This is a genomic window from Paraburkholderia dioscoreae, from assembly GCF_902459535.1.
Classification (GTDB): Bacteria; Pseudomonadota; Gammaproteobacteria; order Burkholderiales; family Burkholderiaceae; genus Paraburkholderia; species Paraburkholderia dioscoreae.
Map to the genome: position 1 here is coordinate 3,687,973 of NZ_LR699553.1, position 17,715 is coordinate 3,705,687.

17 protein-coding genes are annotated in these 17,715 nt (G+C 63.6%); 8 read left to right on the forward strand and 9 right to left on the reverse strand.

Going from position 1 to position 17,715, the window contains the following annotated elements; all coding sequences use genetic code 11:
* Nucleotides 1–4: 4 nt before the first annotated feature.
* Nucleotides 5–1,555 carry a murein biosynthesis integral membrane protein MurJ gene (gene murJ / locus PDMSB3_RS16620; protein WP_165186979.1) on the reverse strand — a complete coding sequence of 517 codons (1,551 nt, stop codon included), beginning with the start codon at nt 1,553–1,555 and terminating at the stop codon, nt 5–7.
* Between the two features lie 524 nt (nt 1,556–2,079).
* On the opposite strand from murJ, the gene rpsT reads away from it, so the two are divergent.
* Nucleotides 2,080–2,358 (forward strand): 30S ribosomal protein S20, encoded by a 279-nt coding sequence (rpsT, locus tag PDMSB3_RS16625; RefSeq protein ID WP_007180577.1) that lies wholly within the window; start codon nt 2,080–2,082, stop codon nt 2,356–2,358.
* Nucleotides 2,359–2,547: 189 nt separating this feature from the next.
* On the opposite strand, the gene PDMSB3_RS16630 is transcribed toward rpsT, so the two are convergent.
* Complete coding sequence (locus PDMSB3_RS16630; protein WP_007180576.1) at nt 2,548–2,889, reverse strand: DUF3579 domain-containing protein; 342 nt, start codon at nt 2,887–2,889, stop codon at nt 2,548–2,550.
* A gap of 441 nt (nt 2,890–3,330) precedes the next feature.
* Between PDMSB3_RS16630 and argF the strand changes: the two genes are divergently transcribed.
* Together argF and PDMSB3_RS16640 are read left to right on the forward strand one after the other, a co-directional pair.
* Nucleotides 3,331–4,260, forward strand: coding sequence for an ornithine carbamoyltransferase (argF, locus tag PDMSB3_RS16635; RefSeq protein ID WP_165186981.1), 930 nt, complete (start codon nt 3,331–3,333; stop codon nt 4,258–4,260).
* Between the two features lie 251 nt (nt 4,261–4,511).
* Nucleotides 4,512–5,738, forward strand: coding sequence for an argininosuccinate synthase (locus PDMSB3_RS16640; protein ID WP_007180574.1), 1,227 nt, complete (start codon nt 4,512–4,514; stop codon nt 5,736–5,738).
* 174 nt (nt 5,739–5,912) lie between these two features.
* Here the strand turns inward: PDMSB3_RS16640 and murB are convergent, their stop codons facing one another.
* Nucleotides 5,913–6,953: a UDP-N-acetylmuramate dehydrogenase gene (gene murB, locus PDMSB3_RS16645; protein ID WP_165186984.1), complete on the reverse strand. Its 1,041-nt coding sequence runs from the start codon at nt 6,951–6,953 to the stop codon at nt 5,913–5,915.
* A 210-nt stretch (nt 6,954–7,163) separates the two neighbouring features.
* Between murB and PDMSB3_RS16650 the strand changes: the two genes are divergently transcribed.
* A complete protein-coding gene (locus tag PDMSB3_RS16650) occupies nt 7,164–7,649 on the forward strand; it encodes a YajQ family cyclic di-GMP-binding protein (protein WP_007180572.1) in 486 nt (161 codons plus the stop codon).
* A 41-nt stretch (nt 7,650–7,690) separates the two neighbouring features.
* Here PDMSB3_RS16650 and plsY read toward each other — a convergent pair whose 3' ends face one another.
* A complete protein-coding gene (plsY, locus tag PDMSB3_RS16655; protein WP_007180571.1) occupies nt 7,691–8,332 on the reverse strand; it encodes a glycerol-3-phosphate 1-O-acyltransferase PlsY in 642 nt (213 codons plus the stop codon).
* A gap of 125 nt (nt 8,333–8,457) precedes the next feature.
* Entirely contained in the window at nt 8,458–8,949 is a 492-nt protein-coding gene (gene ybaK / locus PDMSB3_RS16660; protein WP_165186985.1) for a Cys-tRNA(Pro) deacylase, read from the reverse strand.
* Between the two features lie 140 nt (nt 8,950–9,089).
* On the opposite strand from ybaK, the gene PDMSB3_RS16665 reads away from it, so the two are divergent.
* Nucleotides 9,090–10,652: a class I adenylate-forming enzyme family protein gene (locus tag PDMSB3_RS16665; RefSeq protein ID WP_165186986.1), complete on the forward strand. Its 1,563-nt coding sequence runs from the start codon at nt 9,090–9,092 to the stop codon at nt 10,650–10,652.
* Between the two features lie 36 nt (nt 10,653–10,688).
* Here the strand turns inward: PDMSB3_RS16665 and xerD are convergent, their stop codons facing one another.
* From xerD to queG, 3 genes are all read right to left on the reverse strand, one after another.
* Nucleotides 10,689–11,624, reverse strand: coding sequence for a site-specific tyrosine recombinase XerD (gene xerD, locus PDMSB3_RS16670; protein ID WP_007180568.1), 936 nt, complete (start codon nt 11,622–11,624; stop codon nt 10,689–10,691).
* On the reverse strand, nt 11,621–12,091 hold the full coding sequence (locus PDMSB3_RS16675) for a methylated-DNA--[protein]-cysteine S-methyltransferase (protein ID WP_007180567.1): 471 nt from the start codon (nt 12,089–12,091) through the stop codon (nt 11,621–11,623). Before PDMSB3_RS16675 ends, xerD begins: the two co-directional genes overlap by 4 nt.
* A 104-nt stretch (nt 12,092–12,195) precedes the next feature.
* Nucleotides 12,196–13,452 (reverse strand): tRNA epoxyqueuosine(34) reductase QueG, encoded by a 1,257-nt coding sequence (gene queG, locus PDMSB3_RS16680; protein ID WP_007180566.1) that lies wholly within the window; start codon nt 13,450–13,452, stop codon nt 12,196–12,198.
* A gap of 17 nt (nt 13,453–13,469) precedes the next feature.
* Here queG and tsaE point away from each other — a divergent pair, with 17 nt between their 5' ends.
* Together tsaE and PDMSB3_RS16690 are read left to right on the forward strand one after the other, a co-directional pair.
* Nucleotides 13,470–14,048, forward strand: coding sequence for a tRNA (adenosine(37)-N6)-threonylcarbamoyltransferase complex ATPase subunit type 1 TsaE (gene tsaE / locus PDMSB3_RS16685; RefSeq protein WP_007180565.1), 579 nt, complete (start codon nt 13,470–13,472; stop codon nt 14,046–14,048).
* Nucleotides 14,030–15,628: an N-acetylmuramoyl-L-alanine amidase gene (locus PDMSB3_RS16690; RefSeq protein ID WP_165186987.1), complete on the forward strand. Its 1,599-nt coding sequence runs from the start codon at nt 14,030–14,032 to the stop codon at nt 15,626–15,628. Before tsaE ends, PDMSB3_RS16690 begins: the two co-directional genes overlap by 19 nt.
* Nucleotides 15,629–15,744: 116 nt before the next feature.
* Here PDMSB3_RS16690 and PDMSB3_RS16695 read toward each other — a convergent pair whose 3' ends face one another.
* A complete protein-coding gene (locus tag PDMSB3_RS16695) occupies nt 15,745–16,647 on the reverse strand; it encodes an O-acetylserine/cysteine exporter (RefSeq protein ID WP_007180563.1) in 903 nt (300 codons plus the stop codon).
* 188 nt (nt 16,648–16,835) lie between these two features.
* Between PDMSB3_RS16695 and PDMSB3_RS16700 the strand changes: the two genes are divergently transcribed.
* Nucleotides 16,836–17,711, forward strand: coding sequence for a pirin family protein (locus tag PDMSB3_RS16700; RefSeq protein ID WP_007180562.1), 876 nt, complete (start codon nt 16,836–16,838; stop codon nt 17,709–17,711).
* The last annotated feature ends 4 nt before the right edge of the window (nt 17,712–17,715 follow it).

Here is a 17,715-nt window from a genome sequence, read left to right on the forward strand (position 1 = left end):
GTGATCACTTCGCTCGCCTTTTGAAATACGCGTACTTGAAGCCCATCAGCCAAAGCATACCGAAATATAGCGCGGCGAACAGAACGAGGCACGCGGCGAGCAACACCATGCGGTCGACCGGCCGGCTGTGCATGCCGATCCAGTCGAAGCTGATCGCCAGCCAATGCATGGTGCCGGCCAGCACCAGACAGGCGCCGAACAACTGCACGAAGAATTTGAGCCAGCCGCTCGACGGCGTATAAATGCCGCGCTTGCGCAGACCGAGAAACAGCAGCAGCGCATTGCCGCAAGCGCCAAGCCCCACACTCAGCGTCAAACCCGCGTGCGCGAAAATCGGCACGAACACATAGTTGCTCAACTGCGTGAGGATCAGCACGACGACACCGATCTTCACCGGCGTCTTGATGTCCTGTTTGGCGTAGAAACCTGGCGCAAGGATCTTGATGAGAATCAGGCCGATCAGCCCCACGCCATAAGCCGCCAGCGCGCGGGCGACCATCACCACCGAGTTGCCGTCGAACTTGCCGTAGTTGAACAGCGTGGCGGTCAGCGGCTGCGCGAAGAAAAACAGCGCGACGGCGCTCGGCGCGGCGAGCAGGAAGGTGACACGCAAGCCCCAGTCGAGCAGCGACGAATACTCGAGCGGATCGGCGTCGACGTGGGCCTTGGAGAGGCTCGGCAGCAGGATCGTGCCGAGCGCGACGCCCAGCAGCGCGGTCGGAAACTCCATCAGCCGGTCGGCGTAGTTGATCCAGGACACGGCCCCCGGGCCGATCCGCGACGCGATATTCGTGTTGATGATCAGGCTGATCTGCGCGACCGAGACGGCGAACATCGCGGGTACCATCTTGGACAGCACGCGCTTCACGCCGCGATGCGCGAGCGCCTTCACCGGGTTCAGGCCGATGCGCGGAATCATGTCGATCTTCTTCAGACCCGGCAGTTGCACCAGGAACTGCAGCACGCCGCCCGCGATCACCGCCCAGGCGAGCGCATAGACCGGCGTTTGCAGGCGCGGCGCAACGAACACCGCGGCGACGATGAACGCGACGTTCAGCAGAACCGGCGCGAACGCGGGCAACGAGAAGTTCTTGTACGTATTCAGTACGCCCGACGCCAGCGACGTCAGCGAAATGAAAATGATGTACGGGAACATGATGCGCGTCATGGTGACCGCGAGCGCATACGCCTGACCCTCATGCGCAAGGCCCGAGGCAACGACGAACACCACGCCCGAGGCGCCCACTACGCCGATCAGCGAGAGGACCGCGAGCGCCCAGGCGAGCACTGTCGACGTGGCGTCGACCAGTGCCTTGGTGGCGTCGTGGCCTTGCTGGTTCTTGAACTCGGCGAGAATCGGCACGAAGGCCTGCGAGAACGCGCCTTCGGCAGAGATGCGGCGCAGCAGGTTCGGAATGCGGAAGGCGACGTAAAACGCGTCAGTGTATTGACTGGCACCGAACGCGCGTGCGATCAGCGTTTCGCGGGCCAGTCCGGTCACGCGCGACAGCAGCGTGAAGCCGCTGACCGTCAGCAGGGCTCGGAATAGATTCATGGGGCGCTTATTATACGGGTGCCGCAAGTGCGGACGACGAGCCGGAACGCGATTCGGACCGATTTGCCGCGCAGACGTTCGATACGACAGGCGCATCGGCGCGGTTTCCTGGCATGCCGCGCGGCGCCGTCCCGCTCGGCATGCCGCCGCAACCGCCCTTCTTGCGCGGACTTCGGCACGACGCCGCACAATGGCCGCCGGCCGGGCGCCGGACTTTACACAACGGGGCGGCACGGCGTCATAGCGCTTTCCCGTTGCCACGTGCCTGATTTTGTTGCTATAATCGCCGGTTTCGAAGCTCGCTCAACTTTCGGACCATTTCCGTACGAGGTCGGGGTCGGCCCCACGCCGCCTGCGAACACCCTCGAATAGCCCGAAAACACAGGCCTGCCTTCGCGTAGTCCGAGCGATTTTTTCGACACTTTTGCGCTCTTGGGCAATCGCTTCCAAGAGTTCGATCTAAAAGCAGCACCTCACCACTTGAAGGTCAGGTACTGGAAACAGGAACAGGATAAGGAACCGTCATGGCTAACTCCGCACAAGCACGCAAGCGCGCCCGCCAGGCCGCCAAGGCAAACTCGCATAACTCGGCACTGCGCTCGAAGTTCCGCACGGCTATCAAGGCTGTCCGCAAGGCGATCGACGCCGGCGACAAGGCCAAGGCCGCTGAGATCTTCCTGGCATCGTCGAAGACCATCGACATCATCGCCGACAAGAAAATCGTTCACAAGAACAAGGCTGCTCGCCATAAGAGCCGCCTCGCTGCAGCCATCAAGGGTCTGCAAGCGCCCGCAGCGCAGTAATTCCGGTCAGCCCGCTTCGGCGGGCTACCTCCTGTTTCCGCTGCACAGAAAGGCCCGCCTCGGCGGGCCTTTCTGTCTGGAACCGGTGCAACCGAATGGTCCGCCCCACTCGCCGATGCCCGTGCTTCGGTCATGAAAAAACCCGCTGCTGGCGGGTTTTTGTTTTTGCCGATTCAACCGGCCTGCGCCTTAGCGCGTATTCTCGGAGCGCTGCGTGCCGTGCTCCGGCGGCAACTCGCAAGCTTCAGTCACGACGAGGTCGTTGTCTTTCGCGAAGTTGAGGACGAAGTCGAAAGCCATTGGTTCGATGTCACGCAAACGCGAATCGAGAATCACGCATTTGAGGTCGCCGAGCATGGTTGGCCGGACATAAAGCGAGTACTGCATGTAGGCGTTCGGCCCCTTCCTTGCACCGGGGCCGAAGCACGCCATGACGCCTGCGAGGCGCTCCGACCAGTCGCTCGGCCGAAACTTTTTTCCCGTCGACGTGATGCCCTGAATGAAATATTCGGTTGGAGCTGCTTCGGCCATGTAGGAATACCTGTGTGACTGCCCAGCGGGATGACGGCAAAGCTGACAGCGGAAACGGCTTTGAATTGCCCGGACCCGCCGACCATGCCGCGATGGCGAACCACGCGCCACCAGAACCGCGAAGGGCTGGCTGAGCCGCCTTTTGCGCTTGTCATGACGGCGCACCGCGAGCAGGCTTTTCCGAGCCGCGCGAGCCGTGTCCCGCAAGCGAAATACCGGCCTGCTGGGCTTTGGGATAACCCGTAGATTATAGCGCAGCGGACCTTTTTCCGCAGCGCACACAAGACATGTCCGAGCTATCGATGAGCCTTTCAGACCGCTTGAGCGGCCTTTTGGCCGACTCGTCAAACCGGGCGAAATCCTTTATGCTGCATTGAGTTACCACAAACGACGGCGGCGCCGTCCGGCAATCCTGCCGGGTGAGACCGCCGTATTTGTTTCATGACCGCCAAGAAAATTCGCCACTACCTGCAGTTCAAGGATTTCTCGCTGGAAGACTACGAGTACGTGCTGGAACGCGCGCGCATTCTGAAACGCAAGTTCAAGAACTACGAGACCTACCATCCGCTGCACGATCGCACGCTGGCAATGATCTTCGAAAAAAATTCGACACGCACGCGCCTGTCGTTCGAAGCCGGCATCTTCCAGTTGGGCGGCCACGCCGTTTTCATGAGCACGCGCGACACGCAGCTCGGTCGCGGCGAACCGATCGAAGACGCAGCGCAAGTCATCTCGCGCATGGTCGACATCATCATGATCCGCACGTTCGGGCAGGACATTCTCCAGCGCTTCTCCGAGAATTCGCGCGTGCCCGTGATCAACGGGCTGACCAACGAATATCACCCGTGCCAGGTGCTGGCGGACATCTTCACGTACTTCGAGCATCGCGGCCCGATTCGCGGCAAGACGGTCGCGTGGGTCGGCGACGCCAACAACATGCTGTATACGTGGATCGAAGCCGCGCAAATTCTCGGCTTCAATCTGCGCCTGTCCACGCCGCCGGGCTACAAGCTCGACCGCGCCATGGTCGCCGCCGAGAGCGCGCCGTTCTACGAAGAATTCGACGATCCGAACGAGGCCTGCGCCGGCGCCGACCTCGTGACCACCGACGTCTGGACCAGCATGGGCTTCGAAGCCGAAAATGAAGCGCGCAAGAAAGCCTTCGCTGACTGGTGCGTCGACGCCGACATGATGGCGCGCGCCAATGCAGACGCGCTCTTCATGCACTGCCTGCCCGCCCACCGCGGCGAGGAAGTCAGCGCGGAAGTGATCGACGGGCCGCAAAGCGTCGTGTGGGACGAGGCGGAAAATCGTCTGCACGTGCAAAAGGCCTTGATGGAATATCTGCTGCTCGGCAAGCTGAATCACTGAGCGAGCTGCCCGGTCAGCAGGTTGAGCAGCATCTGCGTGAAGCGCGACGGGGCCTTGAATACGAGGCAAGGCATCCACGTTTAGCGCCACGCATCGAGCCGGAGTCCACTGCGTCAAGCGGACCCGGCTTCGTCACCGCACTGCCCCAAAAACGCGGGCAACCGGCGGTTTAGTGTCAAAATAGTGGTTTTCCGCGCTCCGGGACCGCCGGCGCGCCTTGTTTTCCCGCTTTCTCCAGCTACGAGTTCACCATGAGCGATATCAAGAAAGTCGTGCTCGCCTATTCGGGCGGCCTCGACACCTCCGTCATCCTGAAGTGGTTGCAGGACAATTACGACGCCGAAGTCGTCACGTTCACGGCCGACATCGGCCAGGGCGAAGAGCTGGAACCGGCGCGCAAGAAAGCCCTGCAACTCGGCATCAAGCCGGAAAACATCTATATCGAGGATCTGCGCGAAGAATTCGTGCGTGATTTCGTGTTCCCGATGTTCCGCGCCAACACGATCTATGAAGGCGAGTATCTGCTGGGCACGTCGATCGCGCGTCCGCTGATCGCCAAGCGTCAGATCGAAATCGCGCGCGCCACCGGCGCACAAGCGGTTTCGCACGGCGCAACCGGCAAGGGCAACGACCAGGTTCGCTTCGAACTCGGTTACTACGCGCTGGAACCGGGCATCAAGGTGATCGCGCCGTGGCGCGAATGGGATCTGCTGTCGCGCGAAAAGCTGCTCGCGTATGCCGAAAAGGCCGGCATTCCGATCGAAATGAAGCACAAGCAAGGCGGTGCGCCATATTCGATGGACGCCAACCTGCTGCACATTTCGTTCGAAGGCCGTCACCTGGAAGATCCGAAAGCGGAAGCGGAAGCCGACATGTGGCGTTGGACCGTGTCGCCGGAAGAGGCGCCGGACCAGGCTGAATACCTCGATATCGAGTACGAGCACGGCGATCCGGTTGCGATCAACGGCAAGCGTCTGTCGCCTGCGGAAATGCTCACCGAGCTGAACCGTCTGGGCGGCAAGCACGGTATCGGCCGTCTCGACCTGGTGGAAAACCGTTATGTCGGCATGAAGTCGCGCGGCTGCTATGAAACGCCGGGCGGCACGATCATGCTGAAGGCGCACCGCGGCATCGAGTCGATCACGCTCGACCGTGAAGTGGCTCACCTGAAAGACGACCTGATGCCCCGCTACGCCGCACTGATTTATAACGGCTACTGGTGGAGCCCGGAGCGCCGCGCGCTTCAGGTGCTGATCGACCATACGCAAGAGAAGGTCAACGGCTGGGTGCGTGTGAAGCTGTACAAGGGCAGCGTGTCGGTTGTCGCGCGCGATTCGAAGGAAACGCTGTTCGACAAGACCATCGCAACGTTCGACGACGACGGCGGCGCCTACAACCAGGCCGACGCCGGCGGCTTCATCAAGCTGAACGCACTGCGTATGCGGATTGCGGAGAACGCGCGTCGTCAGCGTGGCTGACCAGGTGCGTTTGGTCGAGGATAACTTCGCGCCAGCGAAGTTATCAAACGCCTAGGAGCGCGGCCGAAGCCAATCGCAGACGCAAAAAAGACGCTGGGAGATTTTCTCCCGGCGTCTTTTTTATCAGCATCAGCGTCAGCAGTAAATCGGCAACAACCAGCCCGACTCAAACCATCACAAACAAACCGGCTCCGCCTCCAGTTCCACCCCAAACCTCTCACGCACATCGCGCTGAATCGCTTTCGCGAGTGCCAGCAATTCGGCGCCGTTCGCTCCGCCGCGGTTCACCAGCACCAGCGCCTGCCGTTCATGCACGGCCGCCGCGCCCATCGCGCGACCTTTCCAGCCGCATCGATCGATCAGCCAGCCGGCGGCAAGTTTCACCCGTCCGTCTGCCTGCACATAAGACACGACGTCCGGCTCCCTGAGCTTCAACGCCTCGAACTGCGCCGGCCCGATCATCGGATTCTTGAAGAAGCTGCCCGCATTGCCGAGTTCCAGCGGATCGGGCAGCTTGGCGCGCCGCACCGCCACCACCGCATCGAAGATGGCCTGCGCGGTCGGCGGCGTGCCGGCATGGCCGTTCGCGGCCAACTCGCGAGCGAGATCGGCGTAGCCGGCGCGCGGCTCCCAGACCTTCGGCAACCGGAACGTCACCGACGTAATCACGAAACGGTCGCGTCCTTCACGCTTGAAAAAGCTGTCGCGATAGCCGAAGCCGCACGCCTGCGGGCCCAGTTCGACCACGGCGCCCGTGGCCAACTCCAGCGCGCGCAGCGACGCAAAGCGCTCGCACATCTCCAACCCATACGCGCCGATGTTCTGGATCGGCGCCGCGCCCACCGTGCCCGGGATCAACGCGAGGTTTTCGAGACCAGGCATGCCTTGCGACAAAGTCCAGCCGACAAACTCATGCCACGGCTCGCCGCCGGCCGCTTCGACGTACCATGCATCATTGTCTTCACGCACGACGCGGCGGCCCCGCAGCGCGATCAGCAATACCAGACCGCCAAAGTCGCCGGTCAGGACGACATTGCTACCACCGCCCAGCACGAGGCGCGGCAGGCCGGCCGCGCGCGGATCGCGCACCGCGGGCATCAATTGCTCTTCACGCTCGATGCGGCATGCAAACTGCGCGCGAACATCGAAGCCGAAGGTGTTGTGCGCCTTGAGCGGATAGCCGGCAATGAACGCGGCGGATTCGGTTTGGGGCATCGGAATGAGAACGGTGGAACTGTCGAATGAAACAACGAACAAAGCAGCCGATCAAACCGGCTTGCGGCGCCGGCCGGGCGACAATGCGCGGCGGCCTTGGGCAAAAGGGAGTGGCGTCGGTAAAATGACGTCCGGTCCGTGATTATAGCGAGTGCCTCGCGAGCAGCCGGCCGGTTGCGTCGCGCACCGCAGCACTATTGGGAGAAAGCAATGCCATCGTTTGACGTCGTCTGCGAAGCGAACATGATCGAAGTCAAGAACGCGATCGAGCAGTCCAACAAGGAAATTTCAACGCGCTTCGACTTCAAAGGGTCGGACGCGCGCGTCGAACACAAGGAAAACGAAATCACGGCCTACGCGGACGATGATTTCAAACTCGGCCAGGTGAAAGACGTGCTGCTGTCGAAAATGGCCAAGCGCAACGTGGACGTGCGCTTCCTCGACTACGGCAAGATCGAGAAGATCGGCGGCGACAAGGTCAAGCAGGTCATCAAGATCAAGAAGGGCGTGTCGGGCGATCTGTCGAAGAAAATCGTGCGCCTCGTGAAGGACAGCAAGATCAAGGTTCAGGCGAGCATTCAAGGCGACGCGGTGCGCATCACCGGCGGCAAGCGCGACGATTTGCAAAGCGTGATCGCCATGCTGCGCAAGGACGTGACGGACACGCCGCTCGACTTCAACAACTTCCGCGACTGATGCATGGGCGCGCGAACGCCGCGCGCCCATGCATCAACCCGTCAGACGTCGCTCCCCGCCGCCGGCTTTGCCGCCGCGTCTGCCTTCTTGTCGCCAATCCGGCTTTCCTGCCCGCGCATCAGCTTGGCAATGTTGCCGCGATGGCGCCACACCAGCAATGAGCTCATCACGACGATGGCCAGCGCGATGATATGCGGCCCGAACAGAAAGCCGTCGAAGATCGGCGCGAACACTGCCGCGGCCAATGCCGCCAGCGACGAATAGCGCGTGAAGAATGCCACGATCAGCCAGGTCAGCAAGGTAGCCGCGCCCAGGATCGGATTGATCGCGAGCAGCACGCCCGCCGCGGTCGCCACGCCCTTGCCGCCCTTGAAGCGAAAGAAAGCCGGATACAGGTGGCCGAGAAACACGGCAACCGCCGCGATCGCCACCGACGTGTCGTCGAGCCCATAGCGCGTGCCGAAGTGCACGACGAACCACACCGGCAGCCAACCCTTGAATGCGTCGCCGATCAGCGTGAGAATCGCGGCCTTCTTGCTGCCGCTGCGCAGCACGTTGGTGGCGCCCGGGTTGCCCGAGCCGTACGAGCGCGGGTCGTCGAGGCCCATCGCGGCGCTCACGATCACGGCGAACGACACCGAACCGATCAGGTAGGCAACGACAGCAACGATCAGGTTTTGCATCTGGGACTCTTATAAGGATCGGCGGTCTGAAACTCGATACCCCAACCGCAACAGGGCGCGCAACTCGGAACGAAGCGGCGCACATTCTACCGAACCGGCGCGCCCGGAAAACATTCAGGCAAACGTCAATCGACGCTCGCGCACTGAACCGCCTTCGCCGCCAGCAACTCCGTCAACACCTTCGGCTCGATGCTGACCAGAAAACCGCGCCGGCCACCGTTCAGCCAGATCTTATCCATTTCGAGAATGCTCGATTCGACGTACACCGGCATCTGTTTCCTTGTGCCGAACGGCGAGGTGCCGCCGATCAGGTAGCCGGAATGCCGGCTCGCCACTTCGGGCTTGCACGGCTCGACGCGCTTCGCGCCGATCTGCCGCGCGAGGTTCTTGGTACTGACGGTGCGATCGCCGTGCATCAGCACGATCAGCGGCTTGACGTGCTCGTCTTCCATCACCAGCGTCTTCACCACGTGATGTTCGTCCACGCCGAGCTGGCGCGCCGATTCCCCAGTGCCGCCATGCTCGACATAATCGTAAGGATGCTCGCCGAAAGTGACGCCGTGGCGGCGCAGAAACTGCGTGGCCGGCGTTTCGGAAACGTGTCTGGATTTGCTCATCGGCGCATTGTAATGGCGACTTTACGCAACGGCTATTTGCCGAATGGTCGATTGTGCCGGCCCGGCGATTATGGCACGATCGTTCTAAAATCCTCCGGCGCACCGCACGCCGGGCCCCGAATCGTTCCTGGGAGACAGCGTTGAGCCTCGATTCATCCACCCGTTCCACGATCGACATTCCCGCGCTGCTGGCTGCACTGCCCGCGCGGATCGCCGACATTCCGGCGCTCGCTGCCGCGCGCGATCCACAACATATCGCATTGATCGAGGATGCGCGCCGCCTGACCAGCGCGCAACTCCTGCAGGCCGTCGACGCCGCCACCGCGCTGCTGCGCGAATGGGGCGTGCGCGGCGGCGATCGCGTGATGATCGTCGCGGAGAACAGCATCGCGCAGATCGTACTGCTGTTCGCGACCGCGAGGCTCGACGCGTGGGCGCTGGTGTCGAACGCGCGGCTGTCGGCGGCCGAACTCGACTCGATCCGCGCGCATGCGCAGCCGCGCGTGGTCGCGTATGCCACGGAAAGCTCGGCCGACGCCGAACAGCACGCTCGGCGGCATCAAGCCACCACGGCGCCGGCTATCACGCCGGACATCGGCAACTGGTCGTACACCGTGGATAACGCGGCGGTAGCCGAACCTGTCGAAGCCGCCAACCATCGCCAATGCGCCGCGTTGATCTACACCACCGGCACGACCGGCGCACCGAAGGGCGTGATGCTCTCGCATCGCAATCTGCTCTTCATCGCCGCAGTGTCGAGCCGCTTGCGCAAAGTCGGCCCGGACGACGTCGTCTACGCCGTGCTGCCGATCTCGCACGTGTACGGCTTCGCGTCCGTGTGTCTGGGCAGCCTGCATGCGGGCGCGACCTTGCGGCTCGTGCCGCGCTTCGCGCCGGAAGCCGTGCGCCGCGCGCTTGCCAAAGAACGCGTGTCGATCTTCCAGGGCGTGCCGGCCATGCACGCCAAGCTGCTCGAGCATCTGAAAACGCACGGCCACCCGTGGTCCGCGCCGCAACTGCGCTTCGCCTACTCGGGCGGATCGCCGCTCGACGCCGCGTTGAAAGCGCAGGTGGAAAGCGTCTACGGTCTGCCGCTGCACAACGGTTACGGCATGACCGAGAGCAGCCCGACCGTGTCGCACACCATGCTCGATGCGCCGCGCAGCGACTGCTCCGTCGGCGAGGTCATTCCGGGTGTGGAGGTGCGTTTCGTCGGACTCGACGGCATCGACGCCGCGAAGGGCGAGATCGGCGAGCTATGGGTGCGCGGTCCGAATGTGATGCTCGGCTACTACCGCAGCCCCGAGCAGACCCGCACGGTCGTGACCGAAGACGGCTGGCTAAAAACCGGCGATCTCGCGCGGCAGGACGCGGACGGCGCGTTGCATATCGTTGGGCGCAGCAAGGAGTTGATCATCCGTTCCGGTTTCAATGTGTATCCGGCCGAGGTCGAGCATGTGTTGAACGCGCATCCGCAAGTCGTGCAGTCGGCGGTGGTTGGGCGCGCGGTGGGGCGTAACGAGGAAGTAGTCGCGTTCGTCGAACTGATTGCGGGTGCGACGGTGACGCCCGGCGAATTGATCGACTGGTGCGGCGAGCGTCTCGCGCCGTACAAGCGGCCGGCCGAAGTCAAAGTGCTCGCCGCGCTGCCGGCCGCATCGACTGGCAAGATTCTCAAGCATCGGCTGCGCGAGTTTCTCTGAGCGAAGGGTAAGCGCAAGCGCTACCGCGAGCGCAAATCAGCCTCGCGGATGATGCTGCGCATGCAGCGACTTCAACCGTTCACGGGCCACGTGCGTGTAGATCTGCGTGGTTGAAATATCCGTGTGGCCGAGCAGCAGTTGCACGACACGCAGGTCGGCGCCGTGATTGAGCAGATGCGTGGCGAACGCGTGCCGCAAGGTATGCGGCGACAACGGCGCATTCACACCGGCCGCCGCCGCGTGACGCTTGATGATGTTCCAGAACTGCTGGCGCGTCATGCCCTCCGCGCGGCTCGTCACGAACAGCGCGTCTGTCGCGCGCGCGCCGAGCAATACGGGCCGCGCCTCGCGCAGATAGCGTTCGATCCAGCCGTGCGCCTCTTCGCCGAACGGAATCAGGCGCTCCTTCGAGCCCTTGCCCATGACGCGCACCACGCCCTCGTTCAGGCCCACTTCCACTGTTTTCAGCGTGACGAGTTCGGTCACGCGCAAACCGCTCGCGTACATCAGTTCCAGCATCGTGCGGTCGCGCAGACCCAACGGCGTATCGACGTCGGGCGCGCCGAGCAGCGCTTCGACTTGCGCTTCGGTAAGCGTCGACGGAAAACGCGGCGGCTGTTTCGCCGAGCGGATGCGCACTGTCGGGTCGATCTTCGTGCGATGCTCGCGCACTGCCCAGCTGTAGTAGCGGCGAAACACCGAGAGCCGGCGGTTCGCCGAGGTCGATTTGTCCTTCTGCCGTGCGGCGCTATACGCGTTCAGATCGGCTTCGCTCGCGGTGTCGAGCGAAGCATTGCGGCTCTGCGCGAGCCATTCGCAAAAGAGACGCAGATCGCGGCGGTACGCGTCGAGCGTGTTGCGCGACAGACCATGCTCGAGCCACAGCGCGTCGCAGAATGCATCGATCGACGCCGAGCTGGCAACAAAGAGAGGTGACGCGGCGGGCGCGTCGTCGATCAAGGTATCGCTCATGCGTAGGGAATGCCTTCATGCGCCAGCAGCCAGCGCTTCACGTTGCGGAAGAAACCCTCTTCGGCGTGATTCGCAAAACCGCCGATGCCGCTCGAACTCACCACCCGATGGCATGGAATCACAATCGGAAAGTAATTCGCGCCGCACGCCTGACCGACCGCGCGCGGCGCGCTGCCGAGCTGCCTTGCCAATTGCCCATAGGTCAGCACGACGCCTGGCGGAATGTCGCTGATGGCCTGCCAGACGCGCTTCTGAAATGCGGTGCCTACCGACGCAAGCGGCAACGCGAACTTCGCCGAAGCACGCTCGAAATATCGCTCGATCTGTTCGGCCGCCTGCCTCGCCAACGGCGTGTCGGGCGCGACGTTTTGCATGGAGTCCGGCAGATAGACGATCTCGCGCACGGCCTCGCCTTCGAGGCGGATGCCGACCTTGCCGAACGGTGCATCGATCACTGCGTTGAACATGATTGCCTGCTCCTCACTGGCGCGGCGTTCCGCTGCACAAGCTGGCGCACCTGCATATCGTGCAGATGCGCTGCACACGCCGCGCCCAATAGTTTGCCGCTACTTTACGCCGCTTCCAACGCCCATTCCACATGCTCGCGCACAACTGCGGAGGCGTCGCCGGCACGCAGTCTGAGCGCCTGCACGATTGCCTCGCGAGCCGCATCGCTCAAACTGTCGGGCGACGCACGCAGCGCGTTGCCCATGCCCACCGCGAGATTGCGCAGCCAGCTCTCGTAGCCGATCCGTCGAATCGCACTGCCCTGCATGCGCGTATCGAACTCGTCCGCGCTCCACGCGAAAAGCTCGACGAGCGACGCGCGATCGAGCCCATGCCGCACGTCGAAATCGGCGACCGGCGCGGCCTGCGCGAACTTGTTCCATGGGCACACGAGCTGGCAATCGTCGCAGCCATACACGCGATTACCGATCAGCGGCCGCATTTCCAGCGGAATGCTGCCCTTCAACTCGATCGTGAGATAGGAGATGCACAGCCGCGCATCGACCTTGTAAGGCGCGACGATCGCGCCGGTCGGACAGGCGCCGATGCAACGCGCGCAACTGCCGCAGTGCGAGCCCGGCGTTTCGGGCGCGAGCTCGGGCGATGTGTCGGCGTCCGCCGGCAACGGCACATCGACATAGATTTCGCCGAGGAAAAACAGCGACCCGGCGTCGCGCTGCAACAGCAGCGTATGTTTGCCGCGCCAGCCGATGCCGGCCTTCTGGGCAAGTTCTACCTCCAGCACCGGCGCCGAATCGGTAAATACGCGGTAGCCGAACGCGCCGATCTCCGCCTCGATTTTTTCGGCGAGATGTTGCAGACGGTTACGCATGACCTTGTGATAGTCGCGGCCGCGCGCATAGATCGACACCACCGCTGCGCACGGGTCCGCGAGCCGCGCGTGCTCGGCCGCGCGCCAGTCCTGCCTGGCGTGCTTTTCCTGCATGAGCGGCCCCTCCTGCAAAGCGCTTTCATGCGCCTTTCCGCTCATTGTCCCGGCGGGCAGATAAGCGATGCGCGCCGTAATCACACGTCGCGTGCCGGCCACAAGCTCGGCGGGCCGCGCGCGTTTCATGCCGTGTTTCGCCATATAATCCATCTCGCCGTGGCAACCCGCTTCCAGCCAGGCTGCAAGCGGCGCTTCGGCGGCGGAGAGATCGGTGTCGCTAATGCCGATCGCTCCGAAACCCAGTTCACGGCCCCACGTTTTGATGTTCAGCGCGAGCGCGTTCAGCGCCGTTTCATCGAAATGACGCTCGGCACGCGCATCGTCGTCAGACGCAGGCGTGCAGGAAACAGGGGACTCCGGACTTCGGTTCATCACGCCATTTTACGAGAATGCCTGTCAATCCCAATCTCGCGATCCAACCGCCCGCCAACGTCCTGCTCGAACGCACCTTCGCGCTCGCGGACGAAGCCGCCACACTCGCGTTCGGCGAGCGCTTCGCGAAGGCGATCGAAAGCGTGCGTGAAGCGTCGCGGCACACGCCGGGCGTTCAGGACCGCACGGCATTCCACGGACTGCAAGTGCAACTCGTCGGCGACCTCGGTGCCGGCAAAACCACTCTCGTGCGCGCGACCTTGCGCGGCCTCGGCCATACCGGCCGCGTGCGCAGTCCCACTTACACACTCGTCGAACCTTATGTGCTCGCGCGCCCCGCCGGGGAACTCGCGCTCTATCACTTCGATCTGTACAGATTCACCGATCCGGCCGAATGGGCCGACGCGGGCTTTCGCGAGTACTTCGACAGCGGCGCGGTCTGCCTCGTCGAATGGCCGCAACGCGCGGGGCGTCTCTTAGGCGTGCCGGATCTCGTCTTCTCGCTCGACCTCGATAACGAGAACCAGGGCGGTGGCCGTGTGCTCGTCGCACGGGCATACAGCGAACCAGGAAAGGCATGTCTCGAAAGATGTTGATCAAACCGTTCCGCTCGATCGAATCGGCGGCCACCGCAACGCATAACTGGCGGCGCCGGCAGATTCTGCGCGCGGGTGCGTCCACGCTCGTGCTCGGCCTCGTCGCGCCGCGTCTCGCGTGGGCGAGTTCGGTGCTCGGCGTGCGGGTCTGGCCGGCGCGCGACTACACGCGCGTGACGATCGAATCCGATCAGCCTCTGCAGAACGCACAGCAGTTGCTGCAGGGACCCGACCGGCTGGTGGTCGATCTGAGCGGCCTCGATCTGGACCAGGCGCTCAAGGATCTCGTCTCGAAGATCACGCCGAACGATCCGCAGATTCAATCGGTGCGCGTCGGGCAATATCAGCCGCATGTGGTGCGCATGGTGTTCGACCTGAAGGGCTCGGTGAAGCCGCAGGTGTTCACGCTGCCGCCGGTCGGCGCGTACAAGTACCGGCTGGTGTTCGACCTGTACCCCGCGGTCGCACCTGATCCGTTGATGGATCTGCTCGCGCAGACAGAACGCAAGCAACAGACGCTGAACGAAGAGAATAGCGCGCCGCCGCCTGCCACGCTGAGCGGCCCCGGCACTACGCCGCCCACCGCCGACAACAGTGAGGCGTTCTTCGAGCGTTACGCGCAGAACAGCGGCAGCGGGTCCGCGCCGAGCGTGCCGCGTCCGACCGCGCACGTCACGCCAACGCCCGCTCCGCCGATCCTCGGCAAGCCCGCCACGCCGACGGCACCGGTGGCGCCGCCCACGGCCATCGCACGCAACAAAGGCAACAGTGGCAACAGTGGCAACAGCGCCAGCACGCTGGGCGCGGACGACGCCGCCAGCGACGATACCTACGCGTTCACCACGCCCAAGTCCGGCAAGAGCAACACGGTGCGTCTGTTGACCGTCGCGATCGACCCCGGTCACGGCGGCGAAGATCCGGGCGCGATCGGCGGCTCGGGCACGTATGAGAAACACGTCGCGCTGGACATCGCGAAGAAGTTGCGCGCGAAGATCGACGCGCAACCGAACATGCGCGCCATGATGACGCGCGACGCCGACTTCTTCGTGCCGCTGAACGTGCGCGTACAGAAGGCGCGGCGCGTCGGCGCGGACCTGTTCGTGTCGATCCATGCCGACGCGTTCACCACGCCCGACGCGAAGGGCTCGTCGGTGTTCGCGCTGTCCGAGCACGGCGCGTCGAGCGCCGCGGCGCGCTGGATGGCGAACAAGGAAAACTCGTCGGATCAGATCGGCGGGATCAACATCAAGTCCGCCGACGCTACCGTGAACCGCGCGCTGTTCGATATGTCAACCACCGCGCAGATTCGCGACTCCATGCGCTACGGCAACTTCGTGCTGAAGGAGATCGGCGGCATCAACAAGCTGCACAAGGGCTCGGTCGAACAGGCGGGGTTCGCGGTGCTGAAGGCGCCGGACATTCCGTCGATCCTCGTGGAGACGGCGTTCATCAGCAACCCGGACGAAGAGCGCCGCCTGAACGACGACGCGTATCGCGACAAAATGGCCGACGCGATCATGACCGGCATCAAGCGCTATTTCGCGGCGAATCCGCCGCTCGCGAAAAGCCGCATGACGTGATGACTTCGCTTGCGACGATGCGATGAAATACGGCCGCTCGATGCGGCCGTATTTTCGTCGTCGTTGTGCGCGTTTTCGTGCGTATTTTCGCGCTCGCCTTCGCCCCGTTTTCGCGCTCAATCGGACGCGCCGGTTGCCCGACGCGCCGGTGAAAACCGCTGCACGACCCAGCCGCCGAACACATTCACGGCCAACCCCGCCATCACCAGCAACGCACCGCCGATCTGCGCCGCAGACAGTTGCTCATCGAGAAACAGCGACGCCGACGCGAGCCCGACGATCGGCACCAGCAGCGAAAACGGCGCGACCTGGCTTGCCGGGTAGCGCGACAGCAGTCGGCTCCACAACCCGTACCCGAGCAGCGTGGCAATGAACGCGAGATACACGATCGCGAAAATCGACATCGCGCTGATGCCGGCGAGCGCCGCGACGATCCGCTGCGGGCCCTCGAACGCGTACGACAGCGCGAAAAACGGCAGCGGCGGGATCAGGCTGCCCCACACCACGAGTCCGACGAGATCGACCTTGCCGACCTTCTTCGTGACGATGTTGCCGAGCGCCCATGAACACGCGGCGCACAGCGTGAGGACGAAACCGGCCAGCGTCATGGCACGGCCCCCCTGCATGCCGATCACGGCAAGCCCGGCCGCCGCGATCGCCAATCCCGCGACATTCGGCAAGCGGAACCGCTCATGCAGGAAGATGGCCGCGAAGATCAGCGTAAAAAACGCCTGCGCCTGCAACACCAGCGACGCGAGTCCGGCGGGCATGCCGACATACATGGCCGAAAACAGAAAAGCGAACTGCCCGAACGAGATCGTCGCGCCATAGGCGAGCAGCCAGCGCCACGGCAGTTTGGGCCGCTTGATGAAAAACACCGCCGGCACCGCGGCGAGCGTGAAGCGCAGCGCGCCGAGCAGCATCGGCGGCACGCCATGCAGGCCGACTTTGATCACGACGAAGTTGACGCCCCACGCCACGACGACGACCAGCGCGAGCAGCAAGTCCCTGGGCGACATGCGGTCTCCAATTGATTGTTCGATCCGGCAGTTTAGCGGAGCGGGCAGAAGCGAGCGATGGACCGCCCGATGGACCGCATTACGGATTCCCGGAACGACGGCATGCCGCCCAGCCATCGTCATGGCGCCCTCCGCAGTAGAATCGTCCATTGAGCCGAATCTCCCCCATTCTTCCAGCCGAGCCCGCCATGTCTTCCTCGATCAAAGCAGTCCTCAAGCCGCATCTGCGCGACGTCGGCAATCTGACCGTGCGGCGCGTGCTGCCGGCCATGCAGGCGCGCCTGATCGGCCCGTTCATCTTCTTCGACCACATGGGCCCGGCCACCCTCGAACCCGGCGTCGGCCTCGACGTGCGGCCGCATCCGCATATCGGCCTCGCCACGGTGACCTATCTGTTCGAAGGGGCGGTCATGCATCGCGACAGCCTGGGCTCGGCGCAGAAGATCGTCCCCGGCGACGTCAACTGGATGACAGCCGGGCGCGGCATTGTCCACTCCGAGCGCACGCCGGACGAGGATCGCGCGAGCGGCCTGACCATGCACGGCATTCAGACCTGGGTCGCCCTGCCGCTCGAAGACGAAGAGATCGAGCCGTCGTTCGCGCATCACGCGGCGAACACGCTGCCGGTGGTCGAGCGCAACGGCGTCACGCTGCGGGTGATCGCGGGCACGGCTTTCGGTGCAACCTCGCCGGTCGCGACGTTCTCCGGCACGCTGTATGTCGCCGGCGAATTCGCGCCGGGCAGCGCCTTCGCGCTCGAACCGGAACACGAGGAACGCGGCGTCTATCTCGTGGACGGCGATCTGGAAATCGACGGCACGCCGCTCGAAGCCGCTCAGATGGCCGTGCTCGCGCTCGACGAAACGGTCACGCTGGCGAGCACCCACGGCGCGCGCGTCATGCTGCTCGGCGGCGAGAAGCTGGATGGCGAGCGCTTTATCGAGTGGAATTTCGTCGCCAGTTCGCGCGAGAAAATCGAAGCCGCGAAGCTGGCGTGGACCCATCAGGAAATGGGCAAGGTGCCGGGCGAAACCGAATGGATTCCGCTACCCCAGCGCAAATGAGCAC

Bases quoted from the DNA above. Each gene is read 5' to 3' on its own strand.
- murJ (WP_165186979.1), bottom strand. From the start codon at position 1,555: ATGAATCTATTCCGAGCCCTGCTGACGGTCAGCGGCTTCACGCTGCTG.
- rpsT (WP_007180577.1), top strand. From the start codon at position 2,080: ATGGCTAACTCCGCACAAGCACGCAAGCGCGCCCGCCAGGCCGCCAAG.
- PDMSB3_RS16630 (WP_007180576.1), bottom strand. From the start codon at position 2,889: ATGGCCGAAGCAGCTCCAACCGAATATTTCATTCAGGGCATCACGTCG.
- argF (WP_165186981.1), top strand. From the start codon at position 3,331: ATGACCGCCAAGAAAATTCGCCACTACCTGCAGTTCAAGGATTTCTCG.
- PDMSB3_RS16640 (WP_007180574.1), top strand. From the start codon at position 4,512: ATGAGCGATATCAAGAAAGTCGTGCTCGCCTATTCGGGCGGCCTCGAC.
- murB (WP_165186984.1), bottom strand. From the start codon at position 6,953: ATGCCCCAAACCGAATCCGCCGCGTTCATTGCCGGCTATCCGCTCAAG.
- PDMSB3_RS16650 (WP_007180572.1), top strand. From the start codon at position 7,164: ATGCCATCGTTTGACGTCGTCTGCGAAGCGAACATGATCGAAGTCAAG.
- plsY (WP_007180571.1), bottom strand. From the start codon at position 8,332: ATGCAAAACCTGATCGTTGCTGTCGTTGCCTACCTGATCGGTTCGGTG.
- ybaK (WP_165186985.1), bottom strand. From the start codon at position 8,949: ATGAGCAAATCCAGACACGTTTCCGAAACGCCGGCCACGCAGTTTCTG.
- xerD (WP_007180568.1), bottom strand. From the start codon at position 11,624: ATGAGCGATACCTTGATCGACGACGCGCCCGCCGCGTCACCTCTCTTT.
- PDMSB3_RS16675 (WP_007180567.1), bottom strand. From the start codon at position 12,091: ATGTTCAACGCAGTGATCGATGCACCGTTCGGCAAGGTCGGCATCCGC.
- queG (WP_007180566.1), bottom strand. From the start codon at position 13,452: ATGAACCGAAGTCCGGAGTCCCCTGTTTCCTGCACGCCTGCGTCTGAC.
- tsaE (WP_007180565.1), top strand. From the start codon at position 13,470: ATGCCTGTCAATCCCAATCTCGCGATCCAACCGCCCGCCAACGTCCTG.
- PDMSB3_RS16690 (WP_165186987.1), top strand. From the start codon at position 14,030: ATGTCTCGAAAGATGTTGATCAAACCGTTCCGCTCGATCGAATCGGCG.
- PDMSB3_RS16695 (WP_007180563.1), bottom strand. From the start codon at position 16,647: ATGTCGCCCAGGGACTTGCTGCTCGCGCTGGTCGTCGTCGTGGCGTGG.
- PDMSB3_RS16700 (WP_007180562.1), top strand. From the start codon at position 16,836: ATGTCTTCCTCGATCAAAGCAGTCCTCAAGCCGCATCTGCGCGACGTC.